At 72.1% G+C, this 24,138-nt stretch carries 21 protein-coding genes and 1 riboswitch; of the genes, 12 read left to right on the forward strand and 9 right to left on the reverse strand.

Annotated features, from left to right (window positions below; genetic code table 11):
- Positions 1-1,091: 1,091 nt before the first annotated feature.
- Positions 1,092-1,266: riboswitch (cyclic di-AMP (ydaO/yuaA leader) on the reverse strand.
- A 397-nt stretch (positions 1,267-1,663) separates the two neighbouring features.
- The gene (locus AB0D59_RS11720; protein ID WP_362564173.1) at positions 1,664-3,589 is read left to right on the forward strand and encodes a DUF1996 domain-containing protein; all 1,926 of its coding nucleotides are present in this window, start codon (positions 1,664-1,666) and stop codon (positions 3,587-3,589) included.
- Positions 3,590-3,663: 74 nt separating this feature from the next.
- On the opposite strand, the gene AB0D59_RS11725 is transcribed toward AB0D59_RS11720, so the two are convergent.
- On the reverse strand, positions 3,664-4,305 hold the full coding sequence (locus AB0D59_RS11725) for a lipoprotein (protein ID WP_362563859.1): 642 nt from the start codon (positions 4,303-4,305) through the stop codon (positions 3,664-3,666).
- Between the two features lie 279 nt (positions 4,306-4,584).
- Between AB0D59_RS11725 and AB0D59_RS11730 the strand changes: the two genes are divergently transcribed.
- From AB0D59_RS11730 to AB0D59_RS11745, 4 genes are all read left to right on the forward strand, one after another.
- Positions 4,585-5,898, forward strand: coding sequence for a lipase family protein (locus AB0D59_RS11730; protein ID WP_362563862.1), 1,314 nt, complete (start codon positions 4,585-4,587; stop codon positions 5,896-5,898).
- Positions 5,899-5,950: 52 nt separating this feature from the next.
- Entirely contained in the window at positions 5,951-6,409 is a 459-nt protein-coding gene (locus tag AB0D59_RS11735; protein WP_362563864.1) for an NAD(P)H-dependent oxidoreductase, read from the forward strand.
- 345 nt (positions 6,410-6,754) lie between these two features.
- Positions 6,755-8,659 (forward strand): hypothetical protein, encoded by a 1,905-nt coding sequence (locus AB0D59_RS11740; protein ID WP_362563867.1) that lies wholly within the window; start codon positions 6,755-6,757, stop codon positions 8,657-8,659.
- Between the two features lie 21 nt (positions 8,660-8,680).
- Positions 8,681-8,932, forward strand: coding sequence for a hypothetical protein (locus AB0D59_RS11745; protein WP_362563870.1), 252 nt, complete (start codon positions 8,681-8,683; stop codon positions 8,930-8,932).
- Positions 8,933-8,976: 44 nt separating this feature from the next.
- On the opposite strand, the gene AB0D59_RS11750 is transcribed toward AB0D59_RS11745, so the two are convergent.
- Together AB0D59_RS11750 and AB0D59_RS11755 are read right to left on the reverse strand one after the other, a co-directional pair.
- Positions 8,977-9,708 carry a DUF6454 family protein gene (locus AB0D59_RS11750; protein WP_362563873.1) on the reverse strand — a complete coding sequence of 244 codons (732 nt, stop codon included), beginning with the start codon at positions 9,706-9,708 and terminating at the stop codon, positions 8,977-8,979.
- 296 nt (positions 9,709-10,004) lie between these two features.
- Entirely contained in the window at positions 10,005-10,613 is a 609-nt protein-coding gene (locus tag AB0D59_RS11755) for an ATP-binding protein (protein ID WP_362563876.1), read from the reverse strand.
- Positions 10,614-10,942: 329 nt separating this feature from the next.
- Between AB0D59_RS11755 and AB0D59_RS11760 the strand changes: the two genes are divergently transcribed.
- From AB0D59_RS11760 to AB0D59_RS11775, 4 genes are all read left to right on the forward strand, one after another.
- The gene (locus AB0D59_RS11760; RefSeq protein ID WP_362563879.1) at positions 10,943-11,818 is read left to right on the forward strand and encodes a helix-turn-helix transcriptional regulator; all 876 of its coding nucleotides are present in this window, start codon (positions 10,943-10,945) and stop codon (positions 11,816-11,818) included.
- A gap of 1 nt (position 11,819) precedes the next feature.
- On the forward strand, positions 11,820-12,056 hold the full coding sequence (locus tag AB0D59_RS11765; protein ID WP_351696756.1) for a DUF397 domain-containing protein: 237 nt from the start codon (positions 11,820-11,822) through the stop codon (positions 12,054-12,056).
- A gap of 119 nt (positions 12,057-12,175) precedes the next feature.
- A complete protein-coding gene (locus tag AB0D59_RS11770) occupies positions 12,176-12,991 on the forward strand; it encodes an SAM-dependent methyltransferase (RefSeq protein WP_362563882.1) in 816 nt (271 codons plus the stop codon).
- A 73-nt stretch (positions 12,992-13,064) separates the two neighbouring features.
- A complete protein-coding gene (locus AB0D59_RS11775) occupies positions 13,065-13,526 on the forward strand; it encodes an SRPBCC domain-containing protein (RefSeq protein WP_362563886.1) in 462 nt (153 codons plus the stop codon).
- Between the two features lies 1 nt (position 13,527).
- Here AB0D59_RS11775 and AB0D59_RS11780 read toward each other — a convergent pair whose 3' ends face one another.
- Positions 13,528-14,313, reverse strand: a complete 786-nt coding sequence (locus tag AB0D59_RS11780; RefSeq protein WP_362563888.1) for an NPP1 family protein — start codon at positions 14,311-14,313, stop codon at positions 13,528-13,530.
- A 230-nt stretch (positions 14,314-14,543) separates the two neighbouring features.
- On the opposite strand from AB0D59_RS11780, the gene AB0D59_RS11785 reads away from it, so the two are divergent.
- The gene (locus AB0D59_RS11785; RefSeq protein ID WP_362563890.1) at positions 14,544-16,199 is read left to right on the forward strand and encodes a carboxylesterase family protein; all 1,656 of its coding nucleotides are present in this window, start codon (positions 14,544-14,546) and stop codon (positions 16,197-16,199) included.
- Here the strand turns inward: AB0D59_RS11785 and AB0D59_RS11790 are convergent.
- Positions 16,179-17,363 (reverse strand): PP2C family protein-serine/threonine phosphatase, encoded by a 1,185-nt coding sequence (locus tag AB0D59_RS11790; protein WP_362563891.1) that lies wholly within the window; start codon positions 17,361-17,363, stop codon positions 16,179-16,181. The genes AB0D59_RS11785 and AB0D59_RS11790 overlap by 21 nt on opposite strands.
- Positions 17,364-17,577: 214 nt before the next feature.
- On the reverse strand, positions 17,578-18,567 hold the full coding sequence (locus AB0D59_RS11795) for an aldo/keto reductase (protein WP_362563893.1): 990 nt from the start codon (positions 18,565-18,567) through the stop codon (positions 17,578-17,580).
- Between the two features lie 274 nt (positions 18,568-18,841).
- On the opposite strand from AB0D59_RS11795, the gene AB0D59_RS11800 reads away from it, so the two are divergent.
- Together AB0D59_RS11800 and AB0D59_RS11805 are read left to right on the forward strand one after the other, a co-directional pair.
- The gene (locus AB0D59_RS11800; RefSeq protein WP_362563896.1) at positions 18,842-19,774 is read left to right on the forward strand and encodes a LysR substrate-binding domain-containing protein; all 933 of its coding nucleotides are present in this window, start codon (positions 18,842-18,844) and stop codon (positions 19,772-19,774) included.
- Positions 19,775-19,880: 106 nt separating this feature from the next.
- A complete protein-coding gene (locus tag AB0D59_RS11805) occupies positions 19,881-21,044 on the forward strand; it encodes an NAD-dependent formate dehydrogenase (protein WP_362563898.1) in 1,164 nt (387 codons plus the stop codon).
- Here AB0D59_RS11805 and AB0D59_RS11810 read toward each other — a convergent pair.
- The 3 genes from AB0D59_RS11810 to AB0D59_RS11820 form a co-directional block, all read right to left on the reverse strand.
- Entirely contained in the window at positions 21,041-22,267 is a 1,227-nt protein-coding gene (locus AB0D59_RS11810; protein ID WP_362563901.1) for a cytochrome P450, read from the reverse strand. The genes AB0D59_RS11805 and AB0D59_RS11810 overlap by 4 nt on opposite strands.
- Before the next feature lie 72 nt (positions 22,268-22,339).
- Positions 22,340-23,548 (reverse strand): cytochrome P450, encoded by a 1,209-nt coding sequence (locus tag AB0D59_RS11815; RefSeq protein ID WP_362563904.1) that lies wholly within the window; start codon positions 23,546-23,548, stop codon positions 22,340-22,342.
- Positions 23,545-24,138, reverse strand: coding sequence for an ATP/GTP-binding protein (locus AB0D59_RS11820; RefSeq protein ID WP_362564175.1), 594 nt, complete (start codon positions 24,136-24,138; stop codon positions 23,545-23,547). The genes AB0D59_RS11815 and AB0D59_RS11820 overlap by 4 nt, the downstream gene beginning before the upstream one ends.

Below are 24,138 nucleotides of genomic sequence, written 5' to 3' on the forward strand. Positions count from 1 at the left end.
CGGGAAGGCGCCCGTGTTCGCGGGCACGGCCGTCGGGAAGGCACCTGTGTCGGCCGGCATCGGGAACGTGCCGGTGGCGCCCGGAGTCATGACCCGGAAGGAACCGGTGTCGCCGGGGCTCGCGGGCGGCATGGCACCCGCGTCCATGGCGGTCACGGCCGGGAAGGTGCTTGTGGCGCCCGGGGTCATGACGCGGAAGCCACCCGTGTCCGCCGGGGACATGGGCTGGGCGGCGCCCGGGGTCATGACGCGGAAGGAGCCGGTGTCCGTCGCGGGCACCGCCGGGATGGCACCCGTGTCCGTCACGGTCATCGCGGGGAAGGCGCCCGTACCGGTCAGCGCGTCGGTCCCGAAGGAGCCGGTGTCGCCGTACTGGCCGGGCATGCCGGCGGGGGCAGGCCACTGCTGCGCCGGTACCTGGGCCTCGGGCGTGGGCCAAGGGGTCTGAGCGGCCGGGGCGGGCTGCGGGGCCGGGGCGGGCGCGGCCGGTTCGAGCGCGGCGATCGCGCGCTGCCCGGTGCGCTGCGACAGCATCTCGCGCGCCTTGGCGATCTTCAGCTGGCTCTTGGTCTTGGACGTGCCCGGAGTGGCACGCTGCGGCGCGGCGGGGGGCAGCGCCTTGGGCGCGCTCGACGGTCCCGGGGGCAGCGCCGCGGGGGACCCGGCCGTCAGTTCCAGCTTCGGACGCTCCGGCAGCTCACGTACGACCTCGATGTCGCTCTTCGCGGACGGCCCCGCGGGCAGCTCCGGCACGGAAGAGCCGGAGCCCTCCAGCTGGCCCAGCAGGTCGGCTGCCATGGCGCTGACGGGCCGCCGCGGGCCGGGCCGGGCGGGCTGCCGGTCGGAGGGCAGGGCCGCCGGGACGCTCGGCCCCAGTCGCGATCGCGCGCCGTCGAACCACTCCCGGGCGATGCTGTCGAGTCCCGGGTCGTCACGCCGGGGCCGCTTGAACAGCGGCACACCGCGTGAGCGCGAGCCCCCGTTCATCGCACGTGTGGCGTTGTAGTTCCCGGTGGCGTTCTCGGCCTGGTCGTAGAGGCTGTCGATCCGCTGTCGAACCTCGTCACGGCTCTCGGGCGCCATGGGGGTCGTGCTCCTTCCGTGCTCCGCCTACCGAGTTAGCTGTCGGGTTCGGGCGGGTCGATCCGGAAGGCATGCCCTACGGCCCTTGCCCCTGAGGGCAGTTGGCCGATTCACCCCAGTGGTTCGGTTGGGTCCCCGGCTCCGGGACGCCCCGTTGGGCACCGGATTAGGCGGAGGCCGCGCGGCCCGACGGGATTCGCCGGGGGGAGCCGAACGGCTTGCCCGTCAACTTAGCCAACTTGTGTCACTCGTGTGAAGGTTGAAGTGCGTAATGTCCGATACGTAATTGTGATGTTCGTCGTAGCGTTCGAAATCCGGCCGTGCGGGACGGCATTTCGGCCGCACCCCGATCACCGTCGCGTGGCCGTCGGAGCGGTGCCGTCGGCCGCCCGACGAGCCCGGTTCCTGTGAGGTCACCGTGAATTTCCGGGGCCGTTGAACACGGTGGCGCCGCGCCGCGTATAGGGCCGGGGATTTCCATGTCCGGCCGACCACGACACGCAGGGGAACGACCTTGAGACCCAACAGGCGCAGACGCCCGACCGGCGCACAACGCGCGACCTTCGCAGCGGTCGCCCTGATGCTCGGCGGCGGAACACTGGTCGCGGTGAACGTCTACGCCTCGGCCACCGAAGGCGGTTCGGACCAGTCCGGGCAGACCGCCACCGCCCAGGTGCTGTCCGCGCCCACCGTCTACTGTCCCGACGTCGGCAGCCGGCTGACGGACGTGCCCGACGCGGCCCGGGCCGACGTCGACGGTGAACTCGCGCAGCTGGACCAGCAGATCGCGGCCGCCTACCAGCAGCTCAAGGAGTCGGCCGCGGCGATCGAGCAGAACCCCGGCCTCGCCGACCAGACGATCCTGGATCCGCTGAAGGAGAAGCGGTCCGAATCCCTCCAGCGCATCGCCGACGCCATCGACCGCGAGGGCGACCGCCCCCAGGGCCTCGACGACCTCGCCGCCTGCACCCTGCGCTCCTCCAACCAGGGCGCCGGGCAGTCGACGGCGCCGCAGGACAGTGCCACGCCGAGCCAGAGCGCCGGCGCCAGCGCCGGTGTCGGCGGCCAGGGCGGCAACGGCCCCGTCGCCGCCGACTACGCCGACATCACCACCGTCCAGCCCAATGTCACGACCCCGGCCAAGCGGCCCGGCGGCTCCACCGGCACCTTCGCCTCCAGTTGCGGTGTCAACGCGAACGGCCTGTTCAACTCGGACAACGTGATCGTCGCGCCCGGTGTCTCCAACGGCGCCCACCACTTCCACGACTACATCGGCAACCAGTCCAACAACGCCTTCGCCAGCGACGACGACCTCGCGAACGCCGACACGAGCTGTGCGGACCAGGGCGACAAGTCCACGTACTACTGGCCCGTGCTGCGGCTGCAGAACGGCAAGCAGGAGCGGGACGCCGACAAGCCGGGCGGCGGCACCGAGGGCAACGCCGGGCAGATCGTGACGGCGAAGGAGGTCACGCTCACCTTCGAGGGCAATCCGACCTCCAAGGTCACCGAGATGCCGCGGCTGCTGCGCATCATCACTGGCGACGCCAAGGCCTTCGTCAACGGCCCGGCCAACGCCAACGCCTCCTGGAGCTGCACCGGGTTCGAGGACCGGCAGCTCAAGGACAAGTACCCGCTCTGTCCTTCGGGCAGTGACGTCGTACGCACGTTCAAATTCCAGAGCTGCTGGGACGGCCGGAACATCGACAGCGCCAACCACCGCACCCATGTGGCGTTCGCCGCGGCCGACGGCGGCTGCCCGGCCGGTTTCCAGGCGATCCCGCAGCTGGTGCAGCGCATCGTCTACGGCGTCGACGCGCCGAGCCTTAAGGACGGTGGCCGTACGGTCCCACTGTTCGCGGTGGACTCGTTCCCCGAGCAGCTGCACAAGCCGGTCACCGACCACGGCGACTTCATCAACGTCTTCGACGACAGCCTGATGCGGAAGATGGTCGACTGCATCAACTCCGGCCGCACCTGCGGGGCGGGGGCCGATGAGCAGCCGCCGTCGCAGAGCGCCGACCCCGACCCGTCGGAGTCGGCGAGCCCGGAGAACCCGCCGTCCGACACCGCGAGCCCGGTCACCGAGCCGAGCGACACGGCGGCCCCGGCCGACCCGCCGGCCGAGACCGAGAGCGCCCAGCCCTCCGAGCCGCCGGCCGAGCCGTCCGCCACGAAGACCGACTCCGGCAACACCGGTCTGCCGCACGTCTACACGAGTGCCTCGCCCAAGAACTCGTCGGGGACGGGGGGCGGTGTCATCAGCCGGCCGACCGAGCGGCCCGAGACCCAGACCCCGACCGACACGGCGACCGGCACGGCGACCGAGGCCGGCGCCGCTCCGGCGGGCCAGCAGACCCCGTCCACCGCACCCCAGACCGAGCCGCAGGCCGTCCAGGGTGATCTCGCCGAGACCGGCGCCCACCTGTGGCCGGCTCTCTTCGGCGGACTGCTGCTGGCCGCCGGGTTCGTGCTGCTGTGGCGCACCCGGTGGAGGTCGTCCTGACCCCTCCGACGCGCCTGCGCCCGGCCTCGGCCTGACGGAGTCGACGCGACTCCGCCTGACCCCTTTCGCCGGGGTCAGGCGGTGCGCAGCGTCCGCTGGGCGAGCTCGAACGCGGGGAGCATCTCGTCGTGCTCCGCGCTGTCGAGCCCGCCCAGGTGCAGTACGACGGGTCCGCGGGGCGTGACCACGGCCAGCGCGGACTCCGTCCTGCTCTCGTCCAGCAGCTTGCTCGTGCAGACGTAGTCGACTCGCACCCCGGCGAGTCCGCCGGACGTGAAGGTCCGGTACTTCGCCTCGCTGGTGTCGTCCTCGGCGGCCACGAAGGCCCGCAGCACCGCGCCGGCGTCACCGCTGCCCGGCTTCCCGGTCGACACCCGCAGAAAGCCGATGGCCCCGGCGGGCTTGGCGTCGATCTCGCAGACCAGGGTCACCGGGCCCTGACGCAGCAGGCTCTGCGCCAGGTCGCCGTCCGTGCCGTTCGAGGCGACCGCGGCCAGGCCGTCGACCGCCTCCGCCCGCCAGCCGCGGGCGATGTCGAAGGTGACCGGCAGTGCACAGGCCGAACCGGCGGCGCCGACCGTGCCCCCGCGCTGGGCCGCCCCGCTGGACGCCTGCCCCGAGACCGTGACATCGGTCGCGCGCGCCGACACCCCGCACCCCGTCAGCAGCCCCGCTAGCAGCGCGAGCGGTACGGCTCTTCTCCCCAGGGTCCCCACCCGTTGCCTCCCCTTCGGCGTCCCCGGCGGGTCACTGTAATCGAGGGCACCGACAAGGCCGGACGGATATTCGTCGGGGCCACCGCACGGAGGTCCGCCCGGGGAGCACCTGTTGACTGGCCGTCATATTACTGAACCGTAACCTGACGGCTGCTACCGCGGGTAACACTCTGCTCGCTACCGTCGAGGAAGCCGCACCCGTCCCCTGGGCCGCACCGGGGACGCCGCTCCGTGCTCCTCGCACCACCTCCCACGTCCCGCACGTCAAGGAGGTACCCCATGCCCGTTCGCATCCGCCTGCTGGCCACCACTGTCGTCGCCGCCTGCCTCTGTGTCCAGACCGTGCAGGCCACGGCCTCCCAAGCGGAGGTCTCCCGGGGCGTCACCATCCCCGCCTTCTACGATCCGCCCGCCGGCCTCCCCGCGGCCGACGGCACCCTCGTCCGCACCGAACCCCTCCCGCTGGCCCTGAGCCTGCCGAGCCTGCCGGGCCCGTTGCCGGGCCGCGCGACCCGGCTGATGTACAAGTCCACCGACTCGGCGGGCGACCCCGTCGCGGTCACCGGCGCCTATATCGAACCGACGCTGCCGTGGCTAGGCTCCGGCGCCCGCCCGCTGGTCGCCGTCGCGCCCGGCACCATGGGCCAGGGTGACCAGTGCGCCGCCTCCATGGGGCTGGAGTACCCGCTGGTCCTCAACGGCCAGACGGTGTCCGTCGGTTACGAGGACCTGTCGGTCTACCGGCTGCTCGCCGAGGGCGTCGCGGTCGTCGTCACCGACTACGTCGGGCTCGGCGCGACCGACCGGCCGCACACCTATGTCAACCGGCTGGACGGCGCCCACGCGGTCCTGGACGCCGTACGCGCCGCCCGAAGCGTGCCGGGCGCCTCGGTCACCGCCGCCTCGCGGGTGGGCCTGTTCGGCTACAGCCAGGGCGGCGGCGCGACCGCGGCGGCCGCCGAACTCCAGCCCGACTACGCCCCGGACGTCACCCTCTCCGGCACCTACGCGGGGGCGCCGCCCGCCGACCTCACCGCCGTCACCGCGGCCATCGACGGCACGGACCTGGCCGGCGCCCTCGGCTGGGCGGTGAACGGCTTCGTCCAGTCCGACCCGGCACTGAAGCCCATCGTCGACGCCCACCTCGGCGCCGCGGGCCGGGCCGCCCTCACCGACCTGTCGACGATGTGCGTCGGCGACGCGATCCTCGCCTACGGCTCCCAGCGCAGCACGGCCTGGACCACCGACGGCAGCTCCATCTCCGACGTCATCGGCGAGGAGCCCGTCCTCCAGGCCTTCCTGGACGAACAGCGCATCGGCAGGACGGCACCGGCGAGCCCGGTCCGGCTGGCGACCGGCGTCAGCGACGACCTCGTCCCGCACGCCCAGGCCCGGCGGCTCGCCGTCGACTGGTGCGACGAGGGCGCGGACGTCACCTATGTGCCGGTCGTGCTGCCGGACGCGGGCCGCGCCCTGCTGAACCACTTCGGGCCGCTGCTGACCGACCAGGGCGACGCCGTCGCCTGGCTCACGGCCCGGCTGTCCGGCACACCGGCCGTCTCCAACTGCTGGAGCATGCCCGTCCAGCCCTGACCGGCGGTCCCGCCGGTTGCCGTCGGCGGGCCGCGCACGGCAGGGTGCCGGTGTGCCTACCTTGCTGATCGTCCATCACACCCCCTCGCCGCAATGCCAGGCCATGTTCGAGGCCGTGGTCTCCGGGGCGACGGCCCCGGAGATCGAGGGCGTCCGGGTCGTGCGGCGGGCGGCCCTGTCCGCCACAGCCTCCGACGTGCTGGCGGCCGACGGGTACCTCCTCGGCACCCCGGCCAACCTCGGTTATGTCTCCGGCGCCCTCAAACACTTCTTCGACCAGATCTACTACCCGTGCCTCGACGAGACGCGGGGCCGTCCCTTCGGTGCCTACGTGCACGGCGGCAACGACGTCACCGGCGCCCTGCGCGCCCTCGACGCCATCACCACCGGCCTCGGCTGGCGCCGGGCGGCCCAGCCGGTCACGGTGACGGGCGAGCCCGGCAAGGCCGACATCGAGGCGTGCTGGGAACTCGGCGCGACCGTCGCCGCCGGCCTCACCGACGACACCTGACGGGCTCTGCGTGGCGCTCTCCGTCACCCGCACGGACGAAGGTGCGCGCGCCGGGTCCAGGGCACACGATGGGACCAGGCCATGTCGTCGATCCGAGGGAGCGTCGGATGGCAGCGCACCGGCGTGCCTCCGGGCCGCCCACGGAGGAACTGCTGCGGGAGTGCGCCCGTGACGTCGTGGACGTCGCCGAGGGCATCCGCGAGGTGTGCGCACGGACCAGCTCCGTCCTGTTCGCCCCGGCGCTGACCGGCTTCCGCGCGCCGCCGCCCGCGCACCGGCTGCGCCGCCCGCTGGGCGCTGCTGCGGGCGCTCACCAACCGGCAGGGGCTCGGCGGTTCAGCGATCGTGGCACCGGACGGCATGGGCCGGCTGCTCGGCGCGGCGGGGGAGGCGCTGGGCCGGGAGAGCCTGGCCGCGCTGGTGGCGGTCACCTCCCTGCGGCTGAGGATCGCCGCCGTCCTGCTCGACCACCCCGAGTTCGGGCGCGATCCGGGCATGCGCCGGCTGACGGCCGCGGTCAGCGCCGACCGGGACCTGGAGGCGGTCCGCGCGCTGCGGTCCCTCTTCAAGGACCGGGGCGCCCAGCGGGCCCTGTCAGGACTGGCCCCGATCCTGGCCGAACTCCTCGCCATCCGCGGCCTGTTGGGCGAGGACCCGGTCAACGACGAGACGGCCTGGGCGCTCGCCGCCGGCCGTGAGCTGACCGCCGACCCGGTACGGGGGATCAGCGCCGCCCACCCCTCCGCCGGGGACCGGGACGAAGGCACCGTCGAGGCCGTCGAACCGTCCGCCCGGGAGACCCAGGGCATCTCCACCGAGGGCTCCCTGCTCGCCTTCCTGCGCAACCTGGACGTCCTCGACGCCGGGGGACGCGTCCTGGTCCAGGAGGTGCGCGGCCCCGACGGTGTGCTCCGGTACGTCGTCCAGGCACCCGGCACGGCCGCCGGCCGCCCCCGCGACGACTCCCCGCAGGACTTCGCCGACGCCTGGCGCAACCTGTTCATGACCGACTCGCCCTACACCCGCTCGATCCTGCTGGCGATCCGGGACCACGGCGTCCCGCGCGGCGCCGACCTCGCGCTCGTCGGGCACGGCGAGGGCGGGATCGCGCTGCTGAACCTCGCCCAGGACGAGGAGTTCTGCCGCGCCTACCGGGTCACCCACGTGGTCGCCGTCGGTTCCCCGACCGGCGACCGCAGGCCCGCCGACCCGCGCACCTGGGTCGCCGGCATCACCAACCGGCACGACATCGTCCCGGCATTCGACGGCACGGGCTCCGCCTTCGACCGGCACCCCAACGGGTACCGGGCGGACTACACCGGCCCCGACCACGAGTTCCCGCACTGTCACCTGCTCCGCGTCTACATCGACCACCTGGAGACGGTGATCCCGCAGGTCACCCAGGACGTCGACCAGGCCCTCACCTCCTACCGGGGCCCGGTGGAACGCACCCGCGTCTACCGGTTCGAGGACCGTGCCCGCCCGCCCGAGGGCTATCCCCTGCTGACCGTCCCCACCAACAGCGTCCCCACCTCGGCGGGCCCGGTCGACGTGCCGGTCCGCTACTACGACTCCTCCGCCGCCCACCTGTGCTACCCGGTCGACACCGACGTCGCCCGCAGCCTGCTGCCGGACGTCACCTGGATGGTCCCCGCCCGCTTCGGCCGCCGCGCCCTGGCCGTGCTCTCCCTCTACGAGCACCGCTGCACCACCATCGGCCCCTACACCGAACTCGGCCTGTCCGTCCTGGTCGACGACCTGTGGCGGCCGCACGCGTACGACCTCGCCAGGGACCTGCTGCGCCGCGTCGACCTGCGACGCACCGGGCGGTACGTCGTCTCGCTCGCCGTCGGCACCGAGGAGGCGCGGGCGGTGACCGAGGAGCTCTGGGCCCAGCCGGCCGTGCACGGAGCCGCCGAGGTCGCCCTGCAAGGACGCGCACTCCGGGTCGAGGCACCGGAGCTGGGCCTGAGCGTCGAGGGCGGCCCCGGCCCCGGTGTGCGCTGTCCGGAGGCGGACTGGGTGCTCTACGGCCGCCGGGGCGACAGCACCGTACGCACCCTGGTCCGCGCCGACGGCCGACCGCGCGTCCACGCCCGCCCCCGGGTACGGCTGCGCCTCGACGGCGGGCACGGGTCGCTCGCCCGCCACCTCCAGATCCTCGAACTCGACACCGTCCGGCCCGGGTTCGTTCTGACCAGCCCACGCTTCGTGGCCCACAGAAGCGCCGGCGCGCCGCTGCCGCGCTGAGCCCGAGAACAGGTGCGCCCCATGGTGACCGAACCCCGTCCCGCCACCGCCGCCCCCGAACTCCTCGCGTACGTCGACGACCTGAGAGTGGACGCCGACCGGATGGACGGCTACGCGCAACGGCTGCGCGGTGCCGCCGTCACCCTGGCCGGCTGCGCCGGGGCACCGGAGTGGAGCGGGACCACCTTGGAGCGGCAGGCGACGGCCTGCGCGGCCGCGGCATCCCAACTGCGCTCCGCGGCCACGGCCTTGCTGATCCACGCGACGAACTGACCGGCGGCCGTCCGGACGCCGGGTGCACCGTGGCGCGCCGGGCGTCAGCCACGCAGTGCGGCTTCCAGGACCAGCAGACACGTTTCGCCCGGCGCCGAGGAGTCGTCGGGCAGCGCGTACAGCCGGAGCCGGTCGGCGTCGGCGATCTCGAAGTCCACGGCCCTGACGGTGACCGCGCGCCCGGCGGGGGAGTGGGCGGTGACCGCCGCGCAGTCCTGGACGTCGACGTGGCGGCTCGGCACGGGGGCCCCGCCGACGGGTTCGCCGTCCGTGGACAGCACCAGGACCCGCCGGCCGCCCCAGGTCGCCGCGTGCAGCAGACCGGTCTCGGGGTCACGGGCGATGCCGCGGAGGTGGTCCGGATACCGGAACATCTCCTCCACCTCGCCGGTCGCAGGGTCCAGGCGATACACGATGGACCGCGAGTCGGGCCGATCCTCGGCCACCGTGACCCACACGAACTGCCCGTCGTGGGTGAGACCGCCCGCGTGGTACACCGTCTCCTCACCGAGCTCCCAGTGCCGCAGCAGCCGCCCCCGCCGGCTCATCTCGAAGAGGTGCCCACGGCCCGTCCCCGGGGTGTACGACGTCCCGTGCGGGCCCGTGGTGGCCTTGGCCGGCCGCAGGATCTCGGCGCTGCTCACGAAGAAGCTGCCGTCGGCCCGGTCCATGCCCTGCGGGTGGTGGCAGGCGAAGTCCAGCGGAACCGTGTCCACGAGGACCCACTCGGCGGCCCTGGCCACGCGGGCGATGGCCTCGTCGACCGTCGGTTTCATCGAGGTGCCGCCTTCCGCCGCGGGCCCCTTCCCCCGATCATGCGGCGCGACCGCGACGGCCGCATCCCGTGCCGGGCACCCGCCATGGACACACGACGGCCCGGGCCTCGCAGGAGGCCCGGGCCGCGGGGCGGGACAGGGAGCGAGGTCAGCCGGCCGGGACGGTGTGGGGTTGTTCGGGGCCGGGCTTGGGACGGGTGCCGGTCCAGGACGGGTCGCCGGCGAGGACAGGGGTGGGGGGATGGTTCATGAGAGGACGTGCTTCCTGAGATGTGGGGGGAGGGAGAGCGAAGAGGTCAGTCCGGTGCCGTCGACAACTCGGCCCAGACGACGCGGGCGGAGGAACCCTCCGGCGCGACCGTGACGCCCCAGTCGAGGCTGAGCGCGTCGACCAGGAACAGCCCGCGCCCGTTCTGCTCGTCGGGTCTGGCCTGCCGGGGCGCCGGGAGCGCGAAGCTCCCGCTCTGGTCCTCGACCTCGATACGGATCCGGTCGGAGGCGGCGTGCACCCGGCAGATGATCCGCCGGCCGGCCGAGTGGACTATGGAGTTGGTGACCAGTTCGGAGGTCACCAGGACCGCGTTGTCGCAGGCCTCCTCGCACACGCCCCACGAGGCCAGCAGCTCGCCGACGCTGCGGCGGGCGTTGCCCACCGCCCGGGGCGTCGGCGCCAGGTCGAACGCCAGGCTGTGCGGGGCGGGTCGGTCCCCGGAGGCGAACCGGTCGAGGCCTTGCGGCCCAGGGAGTCGACCGAGGCGTTCGCCTCCGGGTGGTCGGGGGATGCCCGTCGGGTCCGACGGGCGGTGCGGGCCCTCGGCGGCGGCCGCGAGGGCCGGTCGGGGCAGACCGGGTATCCGGTCGTCGGGCAGTCGGTCGAGCGGCTGGGGGAGAGAGGGCGGGGCCATCGCCGTGCGCCTTTCGTCCGGCTTCGCAGCGTGGGGGGCTGAGCGGTCGCATCCGCCCCGGGCCGCGCGCGGGCAGACGACGACCCGTGCCTGGACGACACCGGATCGCAGCTCAGTCTCCCCCAACTGGACTGCTTCGCCTGCTCCTTGGTCGGCCGGAGCAGTAGGTCCACTCTGGCATCTGCCAACATCGCCTCGCAACCGGCAAGTTGAAAATTGCAAGAAGTGAAGTGCATGCTGCTTCCGGCAAGAAGTGATCGAATGAGTCCGTGAGCCGATCACGAGCGCGTGAGACGGTGACCCTGACACCTGGTGCGAGGGGGTAGGGCGTGACCTCGGAGACCGACTGGGGCGGTGCCCCTTCCGTCCTGCGCATGATCCTCGGCCGGCAGCTGGAGGAGATGCGGACCCGGGCGGGCCTGACCTACGAGCAGGCCGGCATCGCGATCGGCGTCAGCCACTCCACGATCCGCCGCATGGAGGCCGCCAAGGTGGCCCGGCTCCGGCTGGCCGACGCCGAGAAGCTGCTGCAGATCTACGGTGTGACGGACCGCCAGGAGGTCGACACCTTCCTGCAGTCGGTGCGCGAGGCCAACAAGCGCGGCTGGTGGCACACCTACCGCGATGTGATGCCGGACTGGTTCGCCGCGTATCTGAGCCTGGAACAGGCCGCGTTGCAGATCCGTGCCTACGAGAACGAGTTCGTGCACGGCCTGTTGCAGACCCGGGAGTACGCCGCCGCCCTGCTCGGTGCCGGCAACCCGCACGCGCCGACCGAGGCCACCGAGCGCCGGGTGGCGCTGCGCATGCGCCGCCAGGAACTGCTCACCCGCCAGGCGCCGCCCAGGCTCTGGGTCGTGATGGACGAGACGGTGCTGCGCTGGCCGGTCGGCGGCGCCGGGGTGATGCGCGCCCAGATCGACCATCTCATCGAGATCAACCGCCTGCCCAACGTCACCTTGCAGATCATGCCGTTCGCCAACGGCCCGCACCCGGCGATGCGCGCGGGTGCGTACCACCTCTTCCGGTTCCGGGCGCCCGAACTGCCCGACATCGTCTATCTCAACGGCCTGGTGGGCGCCGTCTACCTGGACAAGGGCGAGGATGTCGTGGTCTATCGCGAGGCCCTGGACCGGTTGGGCGCCCAGGCGGCGCCCGCCAGGAAGACCGAGGTTTTCCTCGGTGCGATTCGCAAGGAGCTGTGACGTGCACCACCAGATACACAACGGCATTCCGTCCCGGCAACTCGGCGCGCGCGGCTGGTCCAAGCCGTGGAGCGACGACGCCGGCGGCGCCTGCGTGGAAGTGAAGAAGCTCGCCGACGGGCGGGTGGCGGTACGCCAGTCGACCGACCCGGACGGCCCGGCGCTGGTCTTCACCCCCCGCGAGATGACCTCTTTCCTGTCCGGTGTGAAGGCGGGTGACGCCGACTTCCTGATGTGAGCCGTCTTCCCGGAACTTCCTTGCTATAGCTGATCGTTCACCCAACCCCCCACTTGTGTCCCGCTGAGCACAGACCCCCGCATCCCCCCTCACCCCTCACCCGAATGGGAGACACGGCGTTGCCCGACAACGGATGGCCGGCCGACCGCATCGACACCGAGAACGCGCACTCCGCGCGGATCTACGACTACATCCTGGGTGGCAAGGACTACTACCCCGCCGACCAGGAGGCGGGTGACGCCATGGCCCGGGAGTGGCCCGCGCTCCCGATCCACATGCGTGCCAACCGCGACTGGATGAACCGTGCCGTGCGCTGGCTCGCCGAGGAGGCGGGGATGCGCCAGTTCCTTGACGTGGGCACCGGCATACCCACCTCCCCGAACCTCCACGAGATAGCCCAGGCCGTCTCGCCCGACTCCCGGGTCGTCTACGTGGACAACGACCCCATCGTCCTCACCCTGTCCCAGGGCCTGCTCTCCAGCACGCCCGAGGGCAAGACGGCGTACATCGAGGCCGACTTCCGCGACCCGGCGGCCATCCTGGACGCCCCCGAGCTGCGTGACACCCTCGACCTCGACGAGCCGGTGGCGCTCACGGTGATCGCCATCGTGCACTTCATGCTGGACGCGGACGACGCGGTCGGTGTCGTACGACGGCTGCTGGAACCGCTGCCCTCCGGCAGCTATCTGGCGATGTCCATCGGCACCGCCGAGTTCGCGCCCGACGAGGTGGGCCGGGTCGCCCGCGAGTACGCGGCCCGCAACATGCCGATGCGGCTGCGCACCATCGACGAGGCCGAGCAGTTCTTCACGGGCCTTGAGCTGGTCGAGCCGGGCATCGTCCAGGTGCACAAGTGGCACCCGGACGGCACCGGCGAGGAAGGCATTCGCGACGAGGACATCGCGATGTACGGAGCGGTCGCCCGCAAGCCGTGACCCAGGTCTCCGTGCCGGGGCCCGGCTCACCTTCCCGGCCCCGGCACGGTCGTCTCCCGGGTACCGTGAGGTCATGACCAGCACGCGTGTCACCCGGCGGGTGCAGGCGCCCCCGGCCGCCGTCTACCGGGCGCTGCTCGACCCGGAGGCGGTCGCCGCCTGGCGGGCACCGGACGGCATGACCGCCCGGGTCCATGCCTTCGACGCCCGCGAGGGCGGCGAGTTCCGGGTGTCCCTCGACTACGACGACCCCGGCCGCGCCGGGAAGTCCGGCGGGCGCACCGACACCTACCAGGGGCACTTCGCCCGGCTGGTCCCGGACCGCCTCGTCGTCGAGGTCATCGACTTCGAGACCGCCGACGACACCGTGCGCGGCACCATGACGATGACCACGGCCCTCACCGCGGCCGGCGGTGGCACGGACGTCGAGGTCCTGCACGAGGGCATCCCCGAAGGCGTCCGCCCCGAGGACAACGAACTGGGCACCCGGATGGCCCTCGACAACCTGGCCCGGCTCGTCGAGGGCCCCACCTGACTCAGGCGTTCGGGTCGAACGAGATCCCGGACGGCATGGAGTACGACAGGTTGGAGTTGAACGAGCCGTCCTTGATCTTGATGGTGGCGTCGCCGAAGTCCGCGTTCATCAGCTTGTCGCGGTAGCCCGCCGGGTAGCCGTCCCAGCCCACCAGACGCGGGTAGAACCAGCCGCCGGTCACGTTCTCCGGCGGGTCGTCGTTGGAGTTGGCGAAGCGGAAGTCGTGGGTGGACGCGCCGTCCTTGTGGTAGACGATCTTCGGGTGGGTGCCGTCGAACCGGATCGCCGAGGCGGCCGCCACCTGGTAGCTGCTGTGCTGCGACACCGAGACGTACTGCACCTGGTTGTTCTGGATCCACACGATGACGTGTTCCCAGTCGTGCCGGTGCCCGATGGCGAGCGGCCCGAGCGTCGCCTGGTCCTTCTCGAAGTAGCTGGCGTACATCACCGCGCACCAGCCGTTGTTGCACTTCTCGCGGGAGTAGGTGTTGGCGTTGGCGAGCTGCGCGTAGTCGTGGCAGTGGCCGTTGACGTCACCGCCCAGCGCCAGACCGGGGTTGATGGTGCCGTCCGCCCCGATCGCGGCGGTGGTGTAGCAGCCGTCGCCGTCGTAGTCGTAGGCCGGGGAGAAGGTCTGTTCCAGTCCGTCGGCGTTCTGCGGGAGCAGCGTCAGGACGTCGGCGTGCGCGGTGGCGGGCACGGCGACGACCAGCGCAAGGGCGCCGAGAGCGGCGGCGAGGGCCTTGCGGAGCGGCCGTCTGCGGGTGGGGGATTGCAGGTCGGGCATGTCGACTCCCTGTCTCTGAAAGGCGAAGCGGAGTCTGACAGTCAGCCAGTGGTCGAGACTACCCTTACGGCTTAATTTTGACCCAAAGACAATTGAACAGCTCGGTCAACTCTGTTGCTGTCAGAGCCTGTTGACCTGCTGTGAGTAGCCCGGTTGCGCTTGCCGCGCCGCCCGGCCCGACGTCAGGCTTCTCGTCGGCTCGCCCCCCACGAACCGAAAAGGGAGCCCGTGTGAACGACAGAGACATGCCTTCGGCCGCGCTGAACCGGCGCGGCTTCCTCGGCGCCGCCGCCGCGGCCGGGCTGCTCGGCACGCTGCCCACGCCGGCCGAGGCGGCCCGCAGCGCGGCCGACGCCGACCCGGTCACCACGGAGTCCGGCCGGGTCACCGGAGTCCAGGGCGGCCTGCGGGGCGTCACCGTCTACAAGGGCGTCCCGTATGCCGCCTCCACCGCCGGAGCCAACCGCTGGCGCCCGCCGCAGCCGGCCCCCACCTGGGACGGGGTGCGCGCCGCCGACTCCTGGGGCCCGGCCTGCCCGCAGCCGGTCACGGGCATCCCCGACGACCAGGTGCCCGAGCTGGGCGAGGACTGCCTGAACCTCAACATCTGGACGGCGGCGACCGGTTCGGGCAACGGCCGCCCCGTCCTCGTCTGGCTCTACGGCGGCGACCGGGCCCTGTGGTCGGGCCAGGAGATGTACGACGGCTCCCTGCTCGCGTCCAAGGGCGTGGTCGTCGTGAACCCCAACTACCGTGTCGGCCCGCTCGGTGGTCTCGCCCACCCCGGACTGACCGCCGAGTCCGGGTACGGCGGCTCGGGCAACTGGGGGGTCCAGGACGCCGTCGCCGCGCTGGAGTGGGTCCAGCGGAACATCGCCGCGTTCGGCGGCGACCCGGACCGGGTGACGCTGGCCGGCTGGGCGCAGGGCGCGTCCTTCGTCAACATCCTGCTCGCCTCCCGGCGCGCCGAGGGCCTCTACCACCGTGCCCTGCTCTCCTCCGGCGTCCGGTACACCAAGGACCCGGCGTTGGCCCGGGGGACCGGCCGCTACCGCAGCCTCGCCGACGCCGAGGCCAACGGCACCGACTTCGCCGCCTACCTGGGCGCCCGGAGCCTCGCCGAACTGCGCGCGCTGGACGCCGGCGACCTCGTCGCCGGCGCCGCCGCCGACACCACCGCCGACTTCGGCCATGTCCTCGACGGATACGTCCTGCCCGACACCTACACCGCCGTGCTGAAGGCCTGCGCCGAGACCGACGTGCCCGTCCTGACCGGCGTCTGCAAGGACGCCAACGGCGCCTCGCCCGACCTGAAGCTGACGCTCGACGCGTTCAGGGCGTACGCCCGGTCCGAGTTCGGCCCGCTGGGGCTGGCGGACACCTTCCTGGGCCTGTACCCGGCGGACAGCGACACCACGGCCGCCCAGCAGTACAGCGCCTACGCCCGCGACCAGGAACGCGTTTCCGCCTTCCTGTGGGCGACCCAGTTCAAGGACACGGCCGCCAATTCCAGCGCCGTGCACACCTACTTCTGGACCCGCGTCCCGCCCGGGTACGACGGCACCAACCCGGTCATCGGCACCGATGCGACCGGCGCCTTCCAGGGCTCCGACGTCTACTACCTGCTCGGCTACCTCTACAACACCGACCGGCCCTGGACCTCCAAGGACTACGACATCGCCGACACCACCGCCTCCTACGTCGCCCGCTTCGCCGCCAACGGTGACCCGAACGGCAGCTCCCTGACCGACTGGCCCGCCCTCGCCACCGACACCCCGCGGACGATGGAACTCGGCGCGGACTTCGGGACGGTCGCGGTGGCGGACAGCGACGCGAAGCTCACCTTCCTGACGACCTGTCTGGAGTCACAGACCAGGGAGTTCTGAAACGTCCTCGGTCCGGGCGCCGCCGTGGCCGAGTATCCCGTGGTGGTGCCGGTGCACGCTCGGGGTACGGTGCAGGGCGATCAAGGCCGCGTCGTCGCCGAGGTGGCCGCCGGCGTGGGTCAGCAGATCGCGCCGGACGCGGTGGATCAGCGACTCGGGAGAGGCGTCGGTCCACTGCGCCACCCGGTCCGCGAGCGGATAGAAGCGGCGCCGGACGTCCCGCGCCTCGATGACGCCGTCGGTGTACAGCAGCAGGGTGTCGCCCGGCTCGAAGGAGAACACGTCCAGCGTGTGTTCCGTGGCCCGGGTCCCCTGCACGCCCAGCGGCGGCGCCGGATGCAGGCTCGGGACGGTGACCGCGTGCCCGGGGCTCAGCAGCAGGGGCGGCGGATGGCCACAGCTCGTCATCCGGGTGACCGGGTCCAGGTCCGGGATCTCGAGCAGCAGGGCGGTCGCGAACCGCTCGCCCGCCTCCTCCGGCGACTCCAGGTCCGCCGCGTACCGGGTCACGCTCTGCTCCAGGACGGCGGCCAGCTCCGGCAGGGTGATGTCCCGGTGGGCGGACTCCCGGAAGGCGCTGAGCAGCAGCGCCGCCTCACCGATCGCGGCCAGCCCCTTGCCCCGGACATCGCCGATCAGCACCCGGACCTGGCCGTCGGAGCGGGTGACCGCGTACAGATCGCCGCCGATCTGGGCCTCGTCCTCGGCGGCCAGGTACAGCGAGGCGATCCGCAGCGGGCCGATCTGCTCGGGCAGCGGCCACATCAGCACGTGCTGCGCGGCCTCGGCGACCGAGCGGACCTGGGCCAGCTGGGCACGGCGCCGGTCGCGGACCGCGCTGTAGATCACCACCATCACCGAGAGCACCGCCAGGGTGACGATCTGCACGATGTGGTTCGCGGTGGCCAGACCGCCGTGGAACACGGCGATCACCACCTGGGCGACCACCGCCAGCGCCCCGACCAGCGCGGTCGCCCGGGGTCCTGCGAAGGACGGGGTGAGCGCCGGGGCGATGACCAGGGCGGGGCCCAGATGGATGTCCTTCGGCGCGCGGAGGTCCGCCACCGCGATCACCACGATGAGTGCGATCGGGAGCAGCAGCAGCGTGTGGGACGACTGCCACGACCGCCGCAGGCCCGCCGCACGGCTCCGCAGGTTCCCCATGCCACCAGCGTGCGCCACCCCCCACCGAGCGGCCACCGAGAGCGGAAACCCAGTGCCGCAGCAGGCAACGTTCGCCCCGTCCCGACGCCCGGCACGCACTCTCGCCGCACCGGCCGAAAGCCCAAGTACATCCAGGACGACGACTTCCGGCCGGCACACCGAGAGCACGCACCGGACGCCGCTCCTTGACGGGCAAACGTTGCCTGCCGCGGCACTAGAGGTTCACGCTGTTCATCCCGGCCTCGTCGTAGCGCTCGCCCGCGGCCTTGGGCACCTCGGCGTCGATGCGGGCCAGGTCCTCCTTGGTCAGTTCCACGTCGACGGCGCCGGCGTTCTGCTCCAGGTAGGTACGGCGCTTGGTGCCCGGGATCGGGACGATGTCGTCGCCCTGGGCCAGTACCCAGGCGAGGGCCAGCTGGGCCGGGGTCACGTCCTTCTCCGCGGCGATCTCCTTCACCTTGTCGGCGAGCCGCAGGTTGGCCTCCAGGTTGTCGCCGGTGAAGCGGGGGCCGGTGCGGCGCCAGTCGTTCGCGTCGAGGTCGTCGGGGGAGGAGAACCGGCCGGCCAGGAACCCACGGCCCAGCGGCGAGTACGGCACGAACCCGATGCCGAGCTCACGGCAGGTCGGGATCACCTCGTCCTCCGGGTCGCGGGACCACAGCGAGTACTCGGTCTGCACGGCCGCGATCGGGTGTACCGCGTGGGCCCGCCGGATCGTCTCCGGGCTCGCCTCGCTCAGCCCGATGTGCCGCACCTTGCCCTCGGCGACCAGTTCGGCCATGGCGCCGACGGTCTCCTCGATCGGCACGTTCGGGTCGACGCGGTGCTGGTAGTAGAGGTCGATGTAGTCGGTGCCGAGACGCTGGAGCGAGCCGTGCACCGAGCTGCGCACGTGCTCGGCGGAGCCGTCCTGGGGGCCGATGCTGCTCATGTCGCCGGGGACGGCGTCGTCCATCCGGAAGTTGAACTTCGTGGCGATCACGTACTCGTCCCGGTGTCCCCGGATCGCCTCGCCCACCAGCGTCTCGTTGGTGAGCGGCCCGTAGAGCTGCGCGGTGTCGAGGAAGGTGATGCCGAGTTCCAGCGCGCGGTGGATGGTTTCCGCGCCCTCGTCCTGGTCGGCGGTGCCGTAGAAGGCGGACATTCCCATGCAGCCGAGGCCGATGCTGCTCACCTGAAGGTCTCGCAGACTGCGCTGTCGCATGTCACTCCCAGCCTTTCGTTCCTGCTCGGGTTCGGCTCCGGTTCCGGAGGGCCCACGGGCCTTGTTCCATTCAGCTGCGGAATCCCCGCATCGGCATCCCGGCGCCGGGGCCTCGTCCGGAGGAGCGCTCTGGACGCTACGGCTTCGAGCGCACTCGATGTCAAACGGCCGCCGTGGCCGTGCGTACCCGGTCTCTGCTCCCCGTCCGGTGGACGTGGACCCGGATACGGTGGCCGCCGTCGATCCGTCGCCGAGCCCCCCCGGTGGAGCCCGCATGCTGCTGCGCCAGCTCGAATACCTCGTCGCGCTCGCCCGAGAGCGGCACTTCGCCCGCGCGGCCGCCGCCTGTCATGTCTCGCAGCCCTCGCTGTCCGCCGCGATCCGGCGACTCGAACACGAACTCGCCGTCCCGATCGTGCGCCGGGGCCGCCGCTACGAGGGCCTGACCCCCGAGGGCGAGGTGGTGCTGGCGTGGGCACACCGCATCCTCGCCGAGCGGGACGCGCTGCGCCAGGAGCTGTCGGCGCTGCGGGACGGCCTCACCGGCACCCTGCGCCTCGGTATCGTCCCCACCGCCGTCCCCGTCACCTCACTCCTGACCGGCCCCTTCTGCGACCGGCATCCGCACGCCCGGGTGGCCATGGAGTCCCTGTCGTCCGCCGACATACGGCGCGGCCTCGCCGAGTTCGAGCTGGACGCGGCCATGACCTACCTGGACGACGAGGAGCTGCGGCAGGTCCGCCGCTTCCCGCTCTACGAGGAGCGGTACGTCCTGCTCACCCCGGTCGGCGGCCCCCTGGGCGACGCGGTCACCGCCAGCTGGTCCCAGGCCGCCGACCTCCCGCTGTGCCTGCTCGGGCCCCGGATGCGCAACCGGCGGATCATCGACGACTGCTTCGCCGCCGACGGCGCCGCACCCGTCCCGGCGATCGAGTCCGACAGCGTCGCCGGCCTCTACGCCCACCTCCCCGGCGGCCGCTGGTCCAGCGTGATCTCGCACGCCTGGCTGCACATGTTCGGCGTACCGGAGGGCCTGCGCGTGGTCCCGCTGGAGGGCCCGGCGCACGGCCCCCGGGTGGGCCTGGTCGTCGCCCGCAGCGAACCGCAGTCCGTGCTCGCCCAGGCCCTGGTGAAGGTCGCCCGCCAGGCACGGCTGCGGGACGCGCTCGACAACCTGCTGACCGCCCACCTGGACGGCCGCGACTGATAGCCGCGGGCTATGAGCACATAGCAAAGTTCGCTTTGACCAGCGCAGTTGCCCCCGAGGATCGTGAAGGGAACACCATCCGCAACGGAGTTGAGGAGCCCTCACCATGGCCAAGGTGCTCTGCGTCCTGTACGACGACCCGACCGACGGATACCCGAAGAGCTACGCCCGCGACGGCATCCCCGTCATCGACCACTACCCGGGCGGTCAGACCACCCCCACCCCCGAGGCGATCGACTTCACCCCCGGTCATCTCCTCGGCAGCGTCTCCGGCGAACTCGGCCTGCGCTCCTTCCTGGAGAAGGCCGGCCACACCCTCGTCGTCACCTCCGACAAGGACGGCGCGGGCTCGGTCTTCGACCGCGAGCTGCCCGACGCGGACGTCGTCATCTCCCAGCCGTTCTGGCCGGCGTACCTCACCCCGGAGCGCGTCGCCGCCGCGAAGAACCTCAAGCTGGCCGTCACCGCCGGCATCGGGTCCGACCACGTCGACCTCGACGCCGCGATCGCCCACGGTGTGACGGTCGCCGAGGTGACGTACTGCAACAGCATCAGCGTCGCCGAGCACGTGGTGATGATGATCCTGGGGCTCGTCCGCAACTACCTGCCCTCGCACCAGGTGGTGCTCGACGGCGGCTGGAACATCGCCGACTGCGTGAACCGGTCGTACGACCTGGAAGGCATGCACGTCGGAACCGTCGCCGCCGGCCGGATCGGCCTCGCGGTGCTGCGCCGCCTCGCGCCCTTCGACGTGAAGCTGCACTACACCGACCGCACCCGGCTGCCCGAGTCCGTCGAACGCGAGCTGAACCTGACCTTCCACGAGAGCGCCGCCGCCATGGCCCCGCACTGCGACGTCGTCACCGTCAACGCGCCGCTGCACCCGGAGACCGAGGGCCTGTTCGGCGACGAGCTGCTGGGCACGATGAAACGCGGCGCGTATCTCATCAACACCGCGCGGGCCAAGATCGCCGACCGGGACGCCGTCGACCGGGCGCTGCGCAGCGGGCAGCTGGCCGGTTACGCGGGCGACGTCTGGTTCCCGCAGCCCGCGCCCGCCGACCACCCCTGGCGCACCATGCCGCACCACGGGATGACCCCGCACATCTCCGGCTCCAGCCTCTCCGCGCAGGCCCGCTACGCGGCTGGCACCCGGGAGATCCTGGAGTCCTGGCTCGCCGGCCGGCCGATCCGCGACGAGTACCTGATCGTCGACGGCGGTGCGCTGGCCGGCACGGGAGCCAAGTCGTACTCCGTCAAGACCCGTTAGGGGTTCAGCCGGACAGGCAGCTCGAAGAGGTCGTTCTGGGTGACCACCGGCTTGTTGCGCAGCTCGGACGCCGGTACCGCGAGGTCCAGCCCGGGGAAGCGGTCGTACAGGGCGGGCAGCGCGACGCCCGCCTCCAGCCGGGACAGCGCCGCGCCGGGGCAGACGTGCGGGCCGTGGCCGAAGGAGATGTGCCGGTTCTTCGACTCCCGGGTGATGTCGAACTCCCCGGCGCTCAACCCGTGCGCGTCCTCGTCGCGGCCGATCGCGGCGTACGACACGATCAGCGCGTCGCCCGCCGGCAGCACCTTGTCGCCGACCGGCACATCCTCGGTGGCGAAGCGGATCAGGACGTGCGAGGTCGGGGTGGACCAGCGCAGGGTCTCCTCGACCACCGCCGACCAGTCCACCTCGCCGGAGAGCACCTCGGCCCGCTGGCCGGGGTGGGTGGAGAGGTTGACCACGGCGTTGACGATCAGGGAGATCGTCGTCTCGTGGCCGGCCGCCACCATCAGCTGGAGGGTGGAGACGATCTCCTCGTCCGTGAGGTGGTCGCCGTCCTCGGAGGCCAGGATCAGCGCGCTGGTCAGATCGTCGCCGGGCTCGGCCCGTTTGGCGGCGACCGTCGCCGCCATGATCCCGGCCAGCTCGGTGAGGGTGGCGATGACCTCCGCGGGCGGGGTCTGGGTCGAGAAGAACTTCTCGAACAGCACCTTCAGACGGGGCAGTTCGGCCTCGTCGATGCCCATCAGGTCGGCGACCACGAACATGGGCAGCGGATAGGCGAAGGCCGCCTTGAGGTCCAGGGTCTCCTGGTCCGCCGGCAGGGCGTCCAGCAGGTCCTGGGTGAGCTTCTCGATCCGCTCCCGCATCTGCTCCACCCGGCGCGGGGTGAGCGCCTGGGCGACCAGTCCGCGCATCCGGCGGTGGTCCGCGCCGTCCACGGTCAGCATGGAACGGCCGGGGTTGGCGAGGCCGATCAGCGGCCAGTCCGGCGGTATCTCCCCGCGCTGCCAGGCGCCCCACACGTTGATGTCCTTGACCAGACGCGGGTCGGTGAGCAGCGCCTTGGCCTCGGCATGGCGGGTGACCGCCCAGACGGGCACCCCGCCGGGCAGCTCCACGGCGGCGAGCGGACCCGCGGCGCGCAGCCGCGCGCTCTCGCCGTCCAGGTCGGTGACGAAGGGGTCGAGGGCGATCCGGGCTTGTTCGGTACCGGTCGTCATCGTGACGTGCCTCCCAGGGCAGGGTTGGAGTACTGCGCCAAATCGGTGCTGCGCCTGACCGTCGGTGTCGGATTACAGGGTGGGTACGGGCGTGAACCGGACGGGAAGCTCGGTCAGCCCCCGCAGCCAGGGCGAGGGCCGCCGGGTGAGGGAGTCGGCGGGCACCGCCAGGTCGATGTCCGGCAGCCGGTCCAGGACGACCTCGATGCCCGTCCGGGCGATCACCTCGGCGACCTCCTGGGCGGGGAACGGGCAGCGGTGCTCGCCGTGCCCGAAGGAGAAGTGCGCGCTGTTGCCGCCGGTCAGCGCGGAGGCGTCGGTGCGCACCTGCGGATCGGAATTGGCGCCCTGGAGGCCGAGGATCAGCAGGTCACCGGCGCGGATCCGGCGGCCGCCCAGCTGGGTGTCACGGGAGGCCCAGCGGCCCGCTATGTTCTGGCTGGGAGTGTCCTCCCACAGCACCTCGTTCATCGCCTCGGCGACACTGTTGCGGCCGCCGAACAGGGAGGCCGCGAACCGGTCGTCGGTGAGCATCAGGCGCAGCGAGTTGCCGATCCAGTCGGCGGTCGGCTGGTGCCCGGCCGCCATCATGACCATCAGGTCCTGGGAGATCTCCTCGTCGGTGAACCCGCTCTTGTCCTGGAGCATCCGCGACACCACGTCGTCGGCCGGGTCCGCCTTCCGGTCGGCCAGCAACTGCGCCATGGACGTGGCCAGATGCGTCTGCCCGGCGATCGCCCGCTCGCGTCCGTCGATCATGTCGTTGAGCGCGGTGACCAGGCCGGGGCCCTCCTCGTCGGAGAAGCCGTACAGTCGCGCCAGGACCCGCACCGGCAGCAGCATCGCGTACTGGCCGACCAGGTCCGCCTCGCCGCTGGTGCACAGCCCGTCGATCAGCTCGTCCGCGAACCGCTCGGCGTGGCCCCGCAGTTCGAAGGGGTCGACGGCCTCCAGCGCGTCGCTGATCATCCCGGCGCGCTCGCGGTGCCGCTCGCCGACGGTGTACAGGATCGACGGCTGCTTGCGGCCGATCATCGGCAGCAGCGGCCAGTCGTCGGGGATCACGTCCCACTGGTTCCACAGGTCGGAGTCCCGGCTGAACAGCACCGGGTCCCCGGTCACCTGGTGCAGCTCGCGGTAGCCGACGACCAGCCAGGCGGGCACGTCCCCGTCGAGCACGACGGGGGTGACGGCGCCGTGGTCGCGCCGCATCTCGCGGTACAGACGCGCCGGTTCGGTCTGGAACCGGGGGCCGCCGAGCGGCACGGCTTCGGGAATCACACGAACTCCTGTCGGGGCAGGTCCGCCGGTGCCGAGGGGCCGGCGTACCGGTTCTTGACGTGCTGGACCAGCTGGATGAGCACCTGCTTGCCGGACTCCCGGGACCGGGCGTCACAGGTGACCAGCGGGATGTGCGGGTCCAGGTCGAGCGCGTTCCGGACGTCCTCGGGCGCGTGCACGGGGCCGCCGAAGTCGTTGCAGGCCACGATGAACGGGGTGCCGTGCTTCTCCAGCCGGTCGATGGCGTACCAGGAGTCGTCGATCCGCCGGGTGTCGACGAGCACCACCGCGCCCAGGGTGCCGGAGAACAGCCGGTCCCACAGGAACCAGAACCGCTCCTGGCCCGGCGCGCCGAACAGGTACAGCACATTGCGGGCGTCCAGCGTGATCCGGCCGAAGTCGAAGGCGACGGTGGTGGCGGACTTGCCGCGCACCTCGCGGACGTCGTCGACCTCCTCGCCGGCCTGGGTCATCGTCTCCTCGGTGTTGAGGGGACGTATCTCGCTGACGGAACGGACCAGGGTGGTCTTGCCGACGCCGAAGCCGCCCACGACCACGATCTTGAAACCGTTGTCGGCGGAGGCACCCAA

The organism is Streptomyces sp. NPDC048417 (assembly GCF_040651615.1).
Classification (GTDB): domain Bacteria; phylum Actinomycetota; class Actinomycetes; order Streptomycetales; family Streptomycetaceae; genus Streptomyces.

Bases quoted from the DNA above. Each gene is read 5' to 3' on its own strand.
- AB0D59_RS11780 (WP_362563888.1), bottom strand. From the start codon at position 14,313: ATGCCCGACCTGCAATCCCCCACCCGCAGACGGCCGCTCCGCAAGGCC.
- AB0D59_RS11805 (WP_362563898.1), top strand. From the start codon at position 19,881: ATGGCCAAGGTGCTCTGCGTCCTGTACGACGACCCGACCGACGGATAC.
- AB0D59_RS11730 (WP_362563862.1), top strand. From the start codon at position 4,585: ATGCCCGTTCGCATCCGCCTGCTGGCCACCACTGTCGTCGCCGCCTGC.
- AB0D59_RS11750 (WP_362563873.1), bottom strand. From the start codon at position 9,708: ATGAAACCGACGGTCGACGAGGCCATCGCCCGCGTGGCCAGGGCCGCC.
- AB0D59_RS11800 (WP_362563896.1), top strand. From the start codon at position 18,842: ATGCTGCTGCGCCAGCTCGAATACCTCGTCGCGCTCGCCCGAGAGCGG.
- AB0D59_RS11745 (WP_362563870.1), top strand. From the start codon at position 8,681: ATGGTGACCGAACCCCGTCCCGCCACCGCCGCCCCCGAACTCCTCGCG.
- AB0D59_RS11790 (WP_362563891.1), bottom strand. From the start codon at position 17,363: ATGGGGAACCTGCGGAGCCGTGCGGCGGGCCTGCGGCGGTCGTGGCAG.
- AB0D59_RS11775 (WP_362563886.1), top strand. From the start codon at position 13,065: ATGACCAGCACGCGTGTCACCCGGCGGGTGCAGGCGCCCCCGGCCGCC.
- AB0D59_RS11755 (WP_362563876.1), bottom strand. From the start codon at position 10,613: ATGGCCCCGCCCTCTCTCCCCCAGCCGCTCGACCGACTGCCCGACGAC.
- AB0D59_RS11795 (WP_362563893.1), bottom strand. From the start codon at position 18,567: ATGCGACAGCGCAGTCTGCGAGACCTTCAGGTGAGCAGCATCGGCCTC.
- AB0D59_RS11810 (WP_362563901.1), bottom strand. From the start codon at position 22,267: ATGACGACCGGTACCGAACAAGCCCGGATCGCCCTCGACCCCTTCGTC.
- AB0D59_RS11720 (WP_362564173.1), top strand. From the start codon at position 1,664: ATGCTCGGCGGCGGAACACTGGTCGCGGTGAACGTCTACGCCTCGGCC.